Source organism: Candidatus Tisiphia endosymbiont of Nedyus quadrimaculatus, assembly GCF_964059235.1.
Lineage (GTDB): Bacteria > Pseudomonadota > Alphaproteobacteria > Rickettsiales > Rickettsiaceae > Tisiphia.
This window is the reverse complement of record NZ_OZ060452.1, coordinates 1,045,633-1,058,992: the sequence shown is the minus strand read 5'-3', so window position 1 is coordinate 1,058,992 and position 13,360 is coordinate 1,045,633. Positions and strand designations below refer to the sequence as shown.

Here is a 13,360-nt window from a genome sequence, read left to right as displayed (position 1 = left end):
TTTTAACAATCAGGTGTAAGCGAGCATCAAACCTGATTGTTTCTACTTAACCCCTTCAATATAACTTGTTATATCGAATTCAGGTTATTTAAGAGGTCTATTTTTAAAACCTAAAGAAGTAAGCATATGCAGGGTTTCCAGTAGTGGTAATCCCATAATATTTGAGTAAGATCCATATATGCTAGGAACAAAAGCTTCGGCATATCCATGAATTCCGCAGCCGCCTGATTTATTGATTCCTTCATCTAGGCTACAGTAAAATTCTATCTCTTGCTGGCTCAATCTTTTAAACTTGACTATGGTTTGCACTAATTTTTGTCGCAGCAGAACTTGTTCAAGAGTCTTTTTTATTATACAGATGCCTGTATAAACCCTATGACGCCTTCCAGATAAAATATTAAGGCAATATCTAACATCTTCACTTGTTAAAGCTTTAGGTAGTATTTTTCTACCGCGAACCACAACAGTATCAGCTGCTATAATTATAGCTTCACCACTTATTTTTTTGGCAACAACCTCGGCTTTTTCCTGTGCTAATCTTGTTACCAATTGGTTTGGTAACTCTCGTAAGTACTCTGTTTCATCTATATTAGCGGGAATAATTTGTGTAGGAAATACCTTTATTCTTTTTAGTAATTCAAGCCTTGCAGGTGATTGTGAGGCTAGAACTATAGGTATATTCTGCTGTTTTAAAAAAGTGGATTCTATATTTGACATAAAATATGAAAGACTCTAATGACGGTGGATAACACGACCTTTTGTTAGATCATAAGGTGTCATTTCCACTGTGATTTTATCTCCGACAAGTATCCTAATACGATTCTTACGCATCCTACCAGAAGTATGAGCGGTAATAAAATGACCATTTTCCAACTTCACTCTAAAAGTTGCGTTAGGCAAAAGTTCAAGGACAACACCTTCAAAATTAATTAGCTCTTCTTTGGTCATTACAACTTAACTAAATTATAATTTTTAATTTCTAAAATGGCTTGCCGTAGTGGACAATTTCAGAACCACGCTTGACATAAAATTATTAGTTATTCAAACGCTTATACACCAATATTAGAGAATCTATATTAATATAAAAAATTTGCAAGTAATATCAGGATCACCTCATGAAAAAAAATGGGAAATAAAAACATTAAGGAGGTTAAAGAAGGTGTTAATAATTACATAGATAAATATAACCACCTCAGATTTCTAACATTGGTTATCAAAAACCAATGAAAGTTTATCTTAATTATTTACAAAATGTTGCTTAAAGGTAACCTTAAATGGGAAACAAAATGAGTAAAAAATTTGTCTTGAAAAATTAGTCTAGTATACTACTATTACTGGACTCTACATTATATAAAATAAGAGGTTTATGCAACAAACAAATAAGTTAATCTTTAATTACAAAAAAACATCTCATATACCATGCATATTTAATAATCAGTCATTTATTGTAATTCGGTCATTTAAAAGGAGTAATGAGTACTATTTTGTAATAGTTAATATTAATACTCTAGAAGTTAAGATAGTCGCTCAGAACTTATGTGCTTACCGTAAGAGCGATCAAGATGGCAGATATTTCTCATTAAAGGAACTTGAATCTTCTGTATATTATAGATCATTGTATTATTTTAATAATATAAAAGATAGCAGAGAGAATCAAGGCCTCAAGAATATTCCTAAAGTCAAAGGATGTTTTTTATCCATAGATATGTGTCCCTCAATAAAAAGGTTAGAACATAATTTATTTGATGCAATTTTAAAAACTGCTAAAAGAAGTCAAAAAATAAACCTATTAATAGCTATAAGTGGTTTATGGATAGCAACTCATCTAGAAGACTTTATGTGGTTACAAACTCTTCCAGCCCAAAATATAAAAATCACGTGGGTTAATCATAGTTTTAGTCATATTTTCTACCCTGATAAAGATTTTACAGACAATTTTTTATTACTGCCAAATACTGATATAGAAAACGAAATATTACAAACCGAACACTTGCTAATTGAAAGGGGCGAATTACCATCTCCATTTTTTAGATTTCCTGGGTTAGTAGCCAGTCAAGAAATATTAGATATATTAACTTCTTATGGGCTAATACAATTAGGTGCAAGTGCATGGATACATAAGCTTCCTGAACATGAGACAGTAAAAGATGGTGACATAGTACTAATCCATGGAAATGGTAATGAAGATAAAGTAGCCTTAGATAAATTGATTAAATTAGTTCAATCAGATCAGTTTTTATGGAAAAATTTACAAACAGAACTAAGTTTGAGTAATATACTGCTATGATTTCAAGAGATAAAGTAGCTTACTAGAATAACCTGAATTCGATGTAACAAGTTACATCGAACTTTCGTGTTATATATAGAAACAATCAGGTTTGAAGCGGCTGCCCACCTGATTGTTAAAATATAACACTCCATTCAATAATGTGATTTTAATAATTAAAATCACATATTGAATGATGAAAAAAGTTACAATGCACTCGCGGAATCGCTTCAAGAGTGCATTTTTCCTTATAACAAAGCCAGTTCGATATAAGAATTAATAATTCTTATATCGAACTGAGGTGAGAATACAAAAACAAAAAGTAAGCTACTATGAATAGAATATTAAAATGTTTATTAAAAATAGTAAAGAATGAATTTAATAAAATTCATGATTAATGAACTAACCTTAATTACAGGACTTATTTAATCCCATAAAATTCTTTAGCATTTTGTAGTATAATACCAAATTCCTCGTCATTAGGTGTTGCACCTTCAATAAAAGTACCACCAATGACTCCTACATCATTAACACCAGTATTGGGCATATGTTTTGGGAAAATATAAAAATTACGTTCTACTTTCTGTCCAGACTTAGTTTTGCCTTCATCCCAACGAGTCAAAATCATATATTGTAGATATTTAGGATTTTGATCTTTAAGCATAATCAAGTGACCTTGGACTGACACATCAGAGTAACCATGCAAAGTACCTTAATTTTCTTGAGCATTAGTTGTAACCTTTAAAAAAATTATATTTAGAGTTAAGATGAGTTAATATAGATATTGGTGCATTTAGTAAAAAATAATTATATTATTCTACATACAAGAAAAGTAAAATTTTTGTATTAATGTCACAATATTAATTATATGGTGAAACCGTGGTGAATGATAATGTAATACAACAAGCTTTACCATATATAAATAATTTTATAAGTTGAATTTTAGGTAGACTTATTTATTTTAAATTATAGTTTTCACTCAAAATATTCTTAATTTATGATTCCAACAACATGACCATAGATGAAAAAATTTATATTACTATATGCGTATTATTTGCAATTCTCATTGTAATAGGTAATTTAATATATCAAAAGTTTGTTTTCTTACCAATATTACCTTTTTATACTTTTGAACTTTCTGTAGGTGCGATAACATACCCATTAACATTTTTACTTACTGATTTAATTGCTGAATTTTATGGGAAAAGCAAAGCTAATTTCTGTGTTAAACTTGCACTAGCTATGAATATAATTGTTACATTAATTATAGCAATAATGGATAGGTTAAATGCCACAGAGTGGTCTAAAATCGATAATATAACTTTTCATAAGGTTTTTGGGTTATATAGTATTGCTTTCATAGGTTCAATTATTGCCTGTTACACTGCTCAACTCATTGATATTACAATTTATTTATGGATACGTAAAGTAACTCATGGTAGATGGCTATGGCTTAGGAACAATGGCAGTACAGCAATTTCGCTATTTGTAGATACTTGTATTGTTATTAGCTTCATGAGTATATTTGGAGTGCTACCAATAGATCGTATATGGTCACTTATAGTGAACAGCTATTCATTTAAACTTTTCTTCACAATATGTAGCACTCCTTTATTTTACATAGGAGTTAGCATAATAAAATATGTTACTAAATATAAAAGTTAATTTTATATTTTTATTCCCCTATAAATTGTTCTCGTATCTCACACAAGTTATCTTGCAAACTATGCCAAAGAATTTCAATTTCCTGCTCATAAGCCATTAGTTCAAGCATAGTCCAATTGAACTGTTTAAAGAGCTTATATGCGTTATTTAGTCCAGTATGAATAGCAGCGACATTAAGTACCTTTTGAGAAAATATTTCTTTTATTTTTGCTTCTTGAGTCTTTTTATATTCATCATGATTAGCGGTGCTAAATTCTGCTATATGGTGCATATCTCTAGTCCGTATCTGTATTTCTGTATTACGTCTAAGTATACCAGCAGCAGCCACGACATGCAAAGAACTATAACCATTAGGTTTAGGATTAGCAATATAGTCTTCCTTATCAAAGATACAATAGTTATCATTAAGAATATCCAGTACTTTGTAACAGTCTTCTTGCTTATCAACTATAATCCTAGAGGCAATTGTATCAGTTAATCGGTGAAAACCAACATTTTTTCTTATCAACTTCTTTGTGATAGAACAAGGGTCTTTTAACCTAGAGGATATCTTCCCTACTATAGAGTTTTCATGCAACTTAATACTAATATTATCTGTGATCTTGTGTAAATCATTAAGATTTTCGTATAACATAAAAGGTACATCATTATTCTAGCATTAATTTAGCTACTTCAACTTGCAATTTTAATAAAAATTGCTGTTCCCTGTCAATAATTAAATTATTAATTTTTGGTATACTGTTCGTAAATGAAGAGTTGGTAGACGAAGATCAAAATCAACAAGTGCTAGGAGTGTCCAAGCCGAGGAGCACAGCGTACATTAGTACGTGAGCACCGCAGGTCTTGGACAACGACAACGCAATTGTTGATTTTCATCGAGTATATATCAAGTCATTTTTTACTTAACATCTATTAATAACATTCTAAAATGACCGATATTTATAACATAACCTCAATTAGATGTAAGACATCGGTTTAATAGCCTAGGGTGTCATCCCACAACTGTCGAAAGTTGTGGGATGTCACCCCTTGCGTAGGCAGGGGTGACATCACCCCTAATGGCGATGATTACTTGAGCCTACTATTAATTTATTACATCGATAAAAGCGATGTAATATTGAGTACTCTCCCCCTTATCTATTAGCCTTTCAGTCGTTCTTTGAAATGTGCTGAACTCTTTTACTCATAGTAAAATTACCAAATTTTAGATTGTCGATTGATGATTGTTCTAGAGCATGAACTAATAACATACTATTTGATATATTAAGTGTTACAGTTCCTGGTGTAAGGGTAATAGAATTACCATATATTACAAGACTTGTATCGTTTTTTTGTTTTGAATTAATCCACTCAAAGACTGGCTGTAGATTAAGATTTTTACGCCATATAATCTTCATTACTCCTAAGCTAGATACAACTATTTCTTTAATTAACCAAATAAAATATAATATAGAACGATAATTTAAATAGATCCTATCAGGGATCAAATTGAGCTTTATTGCCACAAGATAAGCTATACTGGGAATAATCAAGGAAACCAACAATGCAAAAATATCAGTAGGTACTCCTGTTAGACCAAACAACAGCAATAACAAAATAATTAAAGTAAAGATTTTAGTGTGCATCATACTTTCCTCCGCCTTTAACAGTTGATGTAAACGGTAGAAAGATCATTACCACAAAAAATAATGCACTTATAATACTAAAAATGCTATTTATCGCAATTACAAATGCTTCCTTATTTATATTACTGGCTAACAAAAAATACGAAGCCTTTTCCGGATCAACCACTTTACCATCCAATAATTGTCCTAGAAATTGTAATTTCATTAGAATAGAGGGTGAAGTGGAAGAAATATTTTCATTTAAATATTGGTTAAAAATCTTAGTTTTATCTGTAAGAAGTAGGCTAATAACCGCAAGCCCAACAGCCCCTCCAAGATTACGAGTAAGATTATATAACCCACTAGCATTCCCTACTTTATCTTTACTCATGCTATCTAAAGCAATATTATTAGTAGGTAAAAAGCAAAACATCATCGCCAGTCCTCTAATAAATTGCGGTAAGAAAAACTCGGCAAATTTAGCATCTGCTGTTAAAAAACTATTTAGGTAACAACCTAAACTAAACATAGCAAGACCGATAGCCAGCATAATTCTTAAATCTAGTCCAGAGCCAAGCATTTTTCCTGCAAGTGGAGCTGACAGAAATTGTGCCATACCAGTAACCATCATGGTAAAACCAATTTGCACAGTATTAAAACCAGCTATTGTAAATAAAAATAAAGGTAATAAATAGACTGCACCATATAGCCCTATACCTATGACAAAAGAGTAGATACAACCAAAAGTAAAATTTTTGTTAGCAAAAGTTGTTAGATCTAAGATTGGATTAATAAAGGTCAGTTCTCTAATAACTAACATAATAAATCCAACAACAATTAGTATGATAAGGAATAATATCAAATTATCTTCTATCCAGCCTTTCTTATTTCCTTCTTCTAAAACATATTGCAAAGAAGCAAGAGTAACAGTCAATAAAATAATGCCAACAAAATCAAAATTCTTAAGCAAATTGTAATTAGGTTGATCAAAATCAGCGTATAAATATACGACTACACAAACAAAAATACCAGGTATTACATTGAGTAAAAACATAAAATGCCAAGATAAGTTTTCAGTAATGTAACCACCCAGCGTTGGTCCAAGTGTTGGGGCTATTGTTACGACTAATCCTACTATCACAGTAACTACTGGGCGTTTTGAGGCAGGAAAAATTATAAATACTGTACTAAAGACAGTTGGTATCATTGCTCCACCAAAAAATCCTTGTAAAGCTCTAAAAATAATCATTGTTTCTATGTTGCTGGCTAGCGAACATAGAATACTCATAACGGTAAAACCAAGAGCAGCAATAAAATAAGAAATTCTAGTGGAGAGAAGCTTGGCTGTAAAACCGGTTATTGGTATTATAATCACTTCTGCTATAAGATATGATGTTTGAACCCAAGATAATTCATCACTAGAAGCAGAAAGACCCGCTGCAATGACTGATAAAGAACTGGCAACAATTTGAATATCCAACACTGCCATAAACATTCCTACTATCATTGCAAAGAATGCAAGTAACTGCTTATTTGATAGTGGGGAGGGGCAAGATCTAGTTGCATAGGAAATAAGCCCTAATTATAGCATATAACTTATATCACAAAAGTAACAATCTTACAAGCAAAGACCCTAAAAAAATATATATTTGATAAAATTATTAGTAGGATCTAATAGAATAAACTATAATAACTCATGTATTTAAATAGTGGGTTAGTTTCATATGTCCAAGAAAAAATCTAATGATTTGAGTAAGAAAATACAAAATATTGATGAAAAATTTGAGAAAACACTTGGCGAGTTAGATAAGAAATTGTTTGAATCCGAGATGGTGACAAATATGATTAGTGACTCATTAGATAGAATGGGTGGTTCTGTTTCTTCTTCGGAAGTAGATAAGTTGATAGAGGAAATGCAATCTGAAGTTAATTTAGATAATAAATATGCTGAGTTAGGTAACCGAAAAGATCGTGAAATAGAAGCTAGACTTAAGGCTCTAAAAGACACAAGACCTACGGAAGAAACATTAAAGAATTCTGCACCAACTCCAACTGTAGAAGGTGCAATTCCAACTGTAGACGATTTGCGAGAAACATTGAAAAAATTAAAAGAAGATGAGAAAAAAATACTTCAGTCAACAAAACCAATAGGTAAAGTAGCCCCACGCCCAAGGAATAATAATTTAGCAGCTAATTCTCGTAGGGTGCAGGAGCAGAAACCATCTAAGCCACCGGAAATTAACAATAATAATAGACGATACGATATTCCAAAGGAAAACGCTATTTTGGATGATATAAAGCCGGGGAAAAGCTGGTTTGCAAAGATTATAGATAAGGTTGTTGATATTGTTAAAGAACTCTTGAGCAATTCACAAAATCAGGATACTCCATCTCCCAAACAACAAAATCTACAGGAGTTCAAGCAGAGAAGACAAGAAATATTAGCCCCAGTAATACAGGCACAAAAGAAAGTAAAATTATTAAAAGAAGAACAAAAAGTGAGCAGAGAAGTATCCAAGGCAAAAAGACTAAGGCATAGTTTAGCAAAGCATGATAATCATAAACCTTTGCGTTCTAGTACTTCATCTATTACTTCACCACCTAGTACTCCTCCAGTAAAACCACTAGTAAATAAGCACGATAGGGGTAATAGTAATGATAGGTGAGTCACATTGAATGTTGATTATGGTTATCTATAGAATTACTTCTCTGCAGTTTCTTCCGATGAAGAAAGCGACCTTCTTCTTGTGATAAATTTGGTACAGATTTACTTTTTCGTAACTGTGCTATAACCTCAGGTGTTACGATCTCCTTAGCAGATTTCTTAGCAGCCTCCATAGCTTTCGTTAACGGGCTATAATCCCTTATTACCTTAGGTTGTTGATAAAAAGGATCATGTGTCCTAGCTAGATCTTTTAAAATGCTTAGTGTACCTTTTGCAGCTGCTGTCAGTATATTATTACTTTTGTTCTTTTCTTTAGTTTCAGGTTCAGTTGCTTTTTCATTAGGTTTTTCTTCAAGCTTATTGACTGTTGTATGAAGTGTAGCTCGTTTTTGCTCATCGGTTAACTTGTTATAATTTTTGTCAAACATCAGTTCAGTTAAAGCTTGTTGATATATATCAAATTTATTTTGTTTTTGCTCATCGGTTAACTTAAAATAATCTTTATCTTGCATTAATTCAGCCAAAGTTGCAGTTTGGATATGTTGTTTTTGGGCGACCTCACGTAGCTCTCGTAAATTCCGATAATGGGCAACATCATCCTTACGGAGTTCATCATTAATATTGATTTTAAATGCTGTAGTAAGGTTAGCTGAGTCCTTTTCAGCTACGCCTGAGCCAATCATAGAGACAGCTGAAAGTGCACCACTTTTTACCGCTGCAAGAATCTTAACAGGATTGCCACTAATAGCAGCACTTATGTCAGACGCTAAACTAGCGGCATTTTGAATATTATCAACTATGAATTTGCTTGCACTAAATACCATTTCTACTTTGGGATCTACATAGTGGTAATATTTACCTTTACCATTTGGAACGTGGTTATTTGGGACATGTAATTTATTTTCCAATGCCTTGGCTAATTTGGGATCGAGTAGTAATAAGTATTGTTGCTTGTCCATGTCCCCTCGATTTTGCATCAATAGGTCATTTTCTTGTGCAAGTTTACGGAGCTTTCTTGTTTTGATGACATCAACTATTATTTCACTAGTTACTGCCATTAACGCTATTGTAGCCGCAGCCAAGCCTACTGGAGGGGAGGCCCCGGCTAGTGTTACTATTGCAAATGCAATTGTAACAGCACGACCTATAGCACTACCAAATAGTACCTTAGCCAAATTTTTAGCCAATTTTGTATCTAACAGCCATTTTATCCCCTCGAAAGCCCTAGTACTCTTTGTCCAATTCCAAACAGATTTAACTTTATTTAAAAATCGTTTAATTCTTGATTCCTTCTTTAGTTCTATACTTTCCTGTTCTAAAGATTTTGCAAATTCATCTGAAATGTTAACTTCATTTGTTTTAAGCAATTTTAATTTCTCACTTTTCTCTTGCTCAATTATATATAAATCATCTTTACTTTTTACAGATTTGTGAGAGATAGTACGTCTTAACTTATTTTCACGTTCAAGCTCCATATCATCAAAGCTTTTGGAAAGCTTTGCTTTTCTTTGCTTGGGTTGCACTGTTCGATTGTCTAACGTATTAGCTATTTCTATCTCTTTAGGTACAATTGTAGTACTATCTATCTCAGAACTTTCAAGGTTTTCAAACGGCGTAGATTCTTTTTTGTCATCTGTCATAATATACTACCTATTGGTATTAGACTCCTAATCATGTTTAATCTTAAAAGAGAGTCTAACAGCAAATTATACAAGGTTAAAGAATAATTCTATAATAAATAAAATTATTCAGCAATGATTGCTATATATTTTAGTAGCAATTCTACCACAAACCTAGTGTTTTCCACCACATACCGCCTATAAAAATCCATATAATGCCATATACTAGACTCAAAACTAAACCAAGATACCACCATGTTCTGATCTTCATATATCCTGTCTCAAAATATATTGGAGCACTACTGAGTCCATAATGAGTAAGACCCGAAGATAATATTGATAAAAAACTAAGTAGCAATGCAGATAGTAAACCAGGCATTCTAGCATGCATAAATAACGCTAGAAAAGTAGGAAAAAGTATAGCAATATGGGTTGTAGTACTGGCAAAAAAGTAATGTATATAAAAATATATTACAGAAAGTATAATTATACCAATCATTGGAGAGAAAAAACATAATAAATTATCTCTAAGTTTATCACTAACCCATGATATTAAACCGAAATCAGACAAAAAACTTGAGATCATAACTAAAGTGCCATACCAAATAAAGGTATGCCATGCACCTTTATCTGCAAGAATATCTTCAAACTTAATTATTTTGCATAATAATAAAATACATACGCCCAACAGTGCGACTGTAGTAGCTGATAATCCCCATTTGCTGCCAAGCATCCATAAAAAAATTAAAATTACAAAAGTTATTAGCATAATAATCTCTTGCAATGATATATCACCTATTTCTTGCAATTTTGCTCTAGCTATTTGTATAGCAGATGGATCGTATTTAATTGAGGGGGGATGTAAGTAATAAAGAATAAGAGGCATAACAGCAAGAGAAATCACGCCTGGCACTATAGCTGCTATTGCCCAGTCACTCCATGAAATTATAATCCCAGCATCAGCTGCGAACTTAACAGCTAAAGGATTAGCGGCCATAGAGGTAATAAACATAGCACTAGTTATCACATTTGATTGAAAGACTACTTTCATGAGAAATCCACCGTTTGAAACGGATGTTTCGTAATTTGTTTTATCAGAGTAAGCGGTACAGAGTGACTGAGCGATAGGAAAAATTATCCCTCCTCCCCTAGCACATACACTAGGAATGAAAGGGGCGAGTATAAAATCAACAATTACCAAAGCATATGAAAGACCAAGGGTACTTTGTCCGACAAGTAGAATGATGTGATAAGCTATCCGCTCCCCAAAGCCTGTTTTTATAAAACCCTGAGCAATAAAAAAAGCAAACAGCACCAGCCATATAATGCTATGACTAAACCCGGATAGACTTTGTTCTAAGGAAAGGGTTTGGGTCAGAACACAACAGAGTATGCTAAATAAGGCTATAGCCCCCATAGGTAAAGGATTAAGAATTATAGCCACAATAGTGGTAATAAATATAATAGAAAGATGCCATACTTTAATATCAAGCCCTTCAGGGGCTGGTATATACCACATTACACAAGCTAAAATAACAAGAATTAGAATAGGTAAATTTTTGTTCCAATTACACATATTAGGTATAATAAATTTATTTCAAGATCGAGTAAAAGTTTATTTGAATAAACCTTGTCCATTCTTACGTAATATAATCGATTGTCAAGAAAAAAAGAAGAGTTTATTAATCAGTAGGTGAGCGGGGGTTTTTCGTATCAATTGATAATGCGTGTAGTCCACTAGCTAGTTCATCTGCTAAAAGATTGTTAATTATTTTATGTTGTTCTAGCAAACTTTTTCCTATAAAAGCTGCTGCAAAAATTTTGATCTTAAGATGACTTTCAGTAATGCCACCATTATGGCTAGCGTGCTTGTAACTTTCGTCAACTATTTCGCAATAATGTGGTTTTAACACATCTAGTTTTCTTTTTATTCTATTTATTTTGGTCATAGTTATATATATATAAAACTTTTACTTGTATCAATTCTACTGGGATTTTAGTATTTAGTAAATATTATATTTAGTTGGTTATGGCAAAATTAGATACAAAAATTAGAAATTTGCAATCTGAACTTAATAAAGCAGGGCATGGGTATTGTATCTCTTTTAAGTTATTAAATTACGACGAATTGAATGCTATGATGGGAGGAGATATTTATATAATTGACAAACTTAATAAAATTATTTCTGAAGTTTGTAATAAATTAATTACTGCTCCTTCTATATCAGTTTATAAACAAATTGAGCATGATAGAATATTGTTGGTTTTACCTACACTAGACCAAAATCTAGCTAAGGAAGTTGTCCTAAAAATACATTTATTATCTCAACTTTATGTCGATGATCTATTACCTGCAGTTTATATGAATTGCAGTAGTGCTAGCATAGAGTTTCCCAAATTTACCAATAAAGCTGAAGAAGTATATAATCTATTAAATTGGCTAGTTTCTTATCAAGGTGACCAAAGTTATTATCGTGAGTATGACCATAAATATTATAATATAGAGTGTGTTAAAGAGTCCAATAAGCAGCTGAATCTCTTAAGAAAAGCTTTATTAAACAAAACAATGGTTTTTGCTTATCAGCCAGTTATTGACCGTAAAACAATGAAAATTCATTACTATGAATGTTTACTAAGGATTCCTGACACAAATAACAATCTATTTTCTGTAGGAGCAATAATTCCAGAAGCTGAAAAGAAAGGTTTAATTTTTATAATAGATCAAATAGTGCTAGAAATGGCAATTAAAGAACTAGATGCTAACCCTAGCTTAGTGCTTGCAGTTAACATTTCAAATATTGGTATATTAGATGTTTCTCTCCTAGAGATAGCAGAAAAACTATTACAAACATATGATGTTTCAGGAAGATTAATTATTGAGATTACTGAGACTACCCTTAATCAGCATTACCAACAAATAAAATCCTTTATGCACAGATTAAGAAAATTTAGTTGTAAATTTGCTTTGGATGATTTTGGAGCTGGGTTTACTTCATTTAAACAATTACAAAATCTACCGATAGATATTATTAAAATTGATGGTAGTTATGTACGTAACATTACTAGCGATATACAAAGTCAAGATTTCATTAAACGATTAATTAAAATTTCTGAAAATTTAGGTGTTCAAACTGTAGCAGAATTTGTTGAAAATGGGGAGATAGCCAATTTTTTAATCAACTTAAAAGTCGATAATATGCAAGGCGATTTCTTCTCACCGGCATCGGTTAACAGAATAAAATAATCATCAGCACGATGTTCTCCCTGCCGCCATTATGTCACCCCTACTCGCCCTTGCTAGGGTTAATGTCATTCCCGCGTAGGCGGGAATCTAGATACCTGCCTTCGCAGGGTTGACATAGTATGCTGGAATAACATCGTCCCAGCGAAAGCAGGGGTGACATCTGAAGAGGTAGGGATGACACCCTAGGCTATTAAACCGATGTTTTACATCAAATTGAGGTTATTAGTATGGTTAAAACCTTCTCAAGTTCGCTATACTGAAAAACTTGAAGTATTTGCAAAGATACCATACGTTACA

At 32.2% G+C, this 13,360-nt stretch carries 13 protein-coding genes; 4 read left to right on the top strand and 9 right to left on the bottom strand.

Translation table 11 applies throughout. The annotated features are described in order from the left end of the window. Positions 1-84 precede the first annotated feature (84 nt). Together AB3211_RS04975 and infA are read right to left on the bottom strand one after the other, a co-directional pair. Positions 85-717: a Maf family protein gene (locus AB3211_RS04975; RefSeq protein ID WP_367363813.1), complete on the bottom strand. Its 633-nt coding sequence runs from the start codon at positions 715-717 to the stop codon at positions 85-87. 15 nt (positions 718-732) lie between these two features. Continuing rightward, entirely contained in the window at positions 733-948 is a 216-nt protein-coding gene (gene infA, locus AB3211_RS04970) for a translation initiation factor IF-1 (protein WP_341757860.1), read from the bottom strand. A 418-nt stretch (positions 949-1,366) separates the two neighbouring features. Between infA and AB3211_RS04965 the strand changes: the two genes are divergently transcribed. After that, positions 1,367-2,287: a hypothetical protein gene (locus tag AB3211_RS04965; RefSeq protein WP_367363812.1), complete on the top strand. Its 921-nt coding sequence runs from the start codon at positions 1,367-1,369 to the stop codon at positions 2,285-2,287. 400 nt (positions 2,288-2,687) lie between these two features. Here the strand turns inward: AB3211_RS04965 and AB3211_RS04960 are convergent, their stop codons facing one another. Beyond that, positions 2,688-2,930, bottom strand: a complete 243-nt coding sequence (locus AB3211_RS04960) for a hypothetical protein (RefSeq protein WP_367363811.1) — start codon at positions 2,928-2,930, stop codon at positions 2,688-2,690. Between the two features lie 347 nt (positions 2,931-3,277). Between AB3211_RS04960 and AB3211_RS04955 the strand changes: the two genes are divergently transcribed. After that, positions 3,278-3,931, top strand: coding sequence for a queuosine precursor transporter (locus tag AB3211_RS04955; protein WP_367363810.1), 654 nt, complete (start codon positions 3,278-3,280; stop codon positions 3,929-3,931). Positions 3,932-3,941: 10 nt separating this feature from the next. Here the strand turns inward: AB3211_RS04955 and AB3211_RS04950 are convergent, their stop codons facing one another. From AB3211_RS04950 to AB3211_RS04940, 3 genes are all read right to left on the bottom strand, one after another. Beyond that, positions 3,942-4,565, bottom strand: a complete 624-nt coding sequence (locus tag AB3211_RS04950; RefSeq protein WP_367363809.1) for a bifunctional (p)ppGpp synthetase/guanosine-3',5'-bis(diphosphate) 3'-pyrophosphohydrolase — start codon at positions 4,563-4,565, stop codon at positions 3,942-3,944. 514 nt (positions 4,566-5,079) lie between these two features. Further along, positions 5,080-5,556: a Na+/H+ antiporter subunit E gene (locus AB3211_RS04945; protein WP_367363808.1), complete on the bottom strand. Its 477-nt coding sequence runs from the start codon at positions 5,554-5,556 to the stop codon at positions 5,080-5,082. Further along, on the bottom strand, positions 5,546-7,108 hold the full coding sequence (locus AB3211_RS04940; protein WP_367364822.1) for a DHA2 family efflux MFS transporter permease subunit: 1,563 nt from the start codon (positions 7,106-7,108) through the stop codon (positions 5,546-5,548). The genes AB3211_RS04945 and AB3211_RS04940 overlap by 11 nt, the downstream gene beginning before the upstream one ends. Before the next feature lie 151 nt (positions 7,109-7,259). Here AB3211_RS04940 and AB3211_RS04935 point away from each other — a divergent pair, with 151 nt between their 5' ends. Next, on the top strand, positions 7,260-8,201 hold the full coding sequence (locus AB3211_RS04935) for a hypothetical protein (RefSeq protein ID WP_367363807.1): 942 nt from the start codon (positions 7,260-7,262) through the stop codon (positions 8,199-8,201). Between the two features lies 1 nt (position 8,202). On the opposite strand, the gene AB3211_RS04930 is transcribed toward AB3211_RS04935, so the two are convergent. The 3 genes from AB3211_RS04930 to AB3211_RS04920 form a co-directional block, all read right to left on the bottom strand. Beyond that, positions 8,203-9,840, bottom strand: a complete 1,638-nt coding sequence (locus AB3211_RS04930; RefSeq protein WP_367363806.1) for a hypothetical protein — start codon at positions 9,838-9,840, stop codon at positions 8,203-8,205. A gap of 142 nt (positions 9,841-9,982) precedes the next feature. Further along, positions 9,983-11,338 (bottom strand): DASS family sodium-coupled anion symporter, encoded by a 1,356-nt coding sequence (locus AB3211_RS04925; RefSeq protein WP_367363805.1) that lies wholly within the window; start codon positions 11,336-11,338, stop codon positions 9,983-9,985. A 163-nt stretch (positions 11,339-11,501) separates the two neighbouring features. After that, positions 11,502-11,768, bottom strand: coding sequence for a BolA family protein (locus AB3211_RS04920; protein WP_367363804.1), 267 nt, complete (start codon positions 11,766-11,768; stop codon positions 11,502-11,504). 80 nt (positions 11,769-11,848) lie between these two features. Here AB3211_RS04920 and AB3211_RS04915 point away from each other — a divergent pair, with 80 nt between their 5' ends. Then, on the top strand, positions 11,849-13,063 hold the full coding sequence (locus AB3211_RS04915; protein WP_367363803.1) for an EAL domain-containing protein: 1,215 nt from the start codon (positions 11,849-11,851) through the stop codon (positions 13,061-13,063). The last annotated feature ends 297 nt before the right edge of the window (positions 13,064-13,360 follow it).

Coding starts and splice junctions, on each gene's coding strand:
- AB3211_RS04975 (WP_367363813.1), bottom strand. CDS start 717: ATGTCAAATATAGAATCCACTTTTTTAAAACAGCAGAATATACCTATA.
- infA (WP_341757860.1), bottom strand. CDS start 948: ATGACCAAAGAAGAGCTAATTAATTTTGAAGGTGTTGTCCTTGAACTT.
- AB3211_RS04965 (WP_367363812.1), top strand. CDS start 1,367: ATGCAACAAACAAATAAGTTAATCTTTAATTACAAAAAAACATCTCAT.
- AB3211_RS04960 (WP_367363811.1), bottom strand. CDS start 2,930: ATGCTTAAAGATCAAAATCCTAAATATCTACAATATATGATTTTGACT.
- AB3211_RS04955 (WP_367363810.1), top strand. CDS start 3,278: ATGACCATAGATGAAAAAATTTATATTACTATATGCGTATTATTTGCA.
- AB3211_RS04950 (WP_367363809.1), bottom strand. CDS start 4,565: ATGTTATACGAAAATCTTAATGATTTACACAAGATCACAGATAATATT.
- AB3211_RS04945 (WP_367363808.1), bottom strand. CDS start 5,556: ATGCACACTAAAATCTTTACTTTAATTATTTTGTTATTGCTGTTGTTT.
- AB3211_RS04935 (WP_367363807.1), top strand. CDS start 7,260: ATGTCCAAGAAAAAATCTAATGATTTGAGTAAGAAAATACAAAATATT.
- AB3211_RS04930 (WP_367363806.1), bottom strand. CDS start 9,840: ATGACAGATGACAAAAAAGAATCTACGCCGTTTGAAAACCTTGAAAGT.
- AB3211_RS04925 (WP_367363805.1), bottom strand. CDS start 11,338: ATGTGGTATATACCAGCCCCTGAAGGGCTTGATATTAAAGTATGGCAT.
- AB3211_RS04920 (WP_367363804.1), bottom strand. CDS start 11,768: ATGACCAAAATAAATAGAATAAAAAGAAAACTAGATGTGTTAAAACCA.
- AB3211_RS04915 (WP_367363803.1), top strand. CDS start 11,849: ATGGCAAAATTAGATACAAAAATTAGAAATTTGCAATCTGAACTTAAT.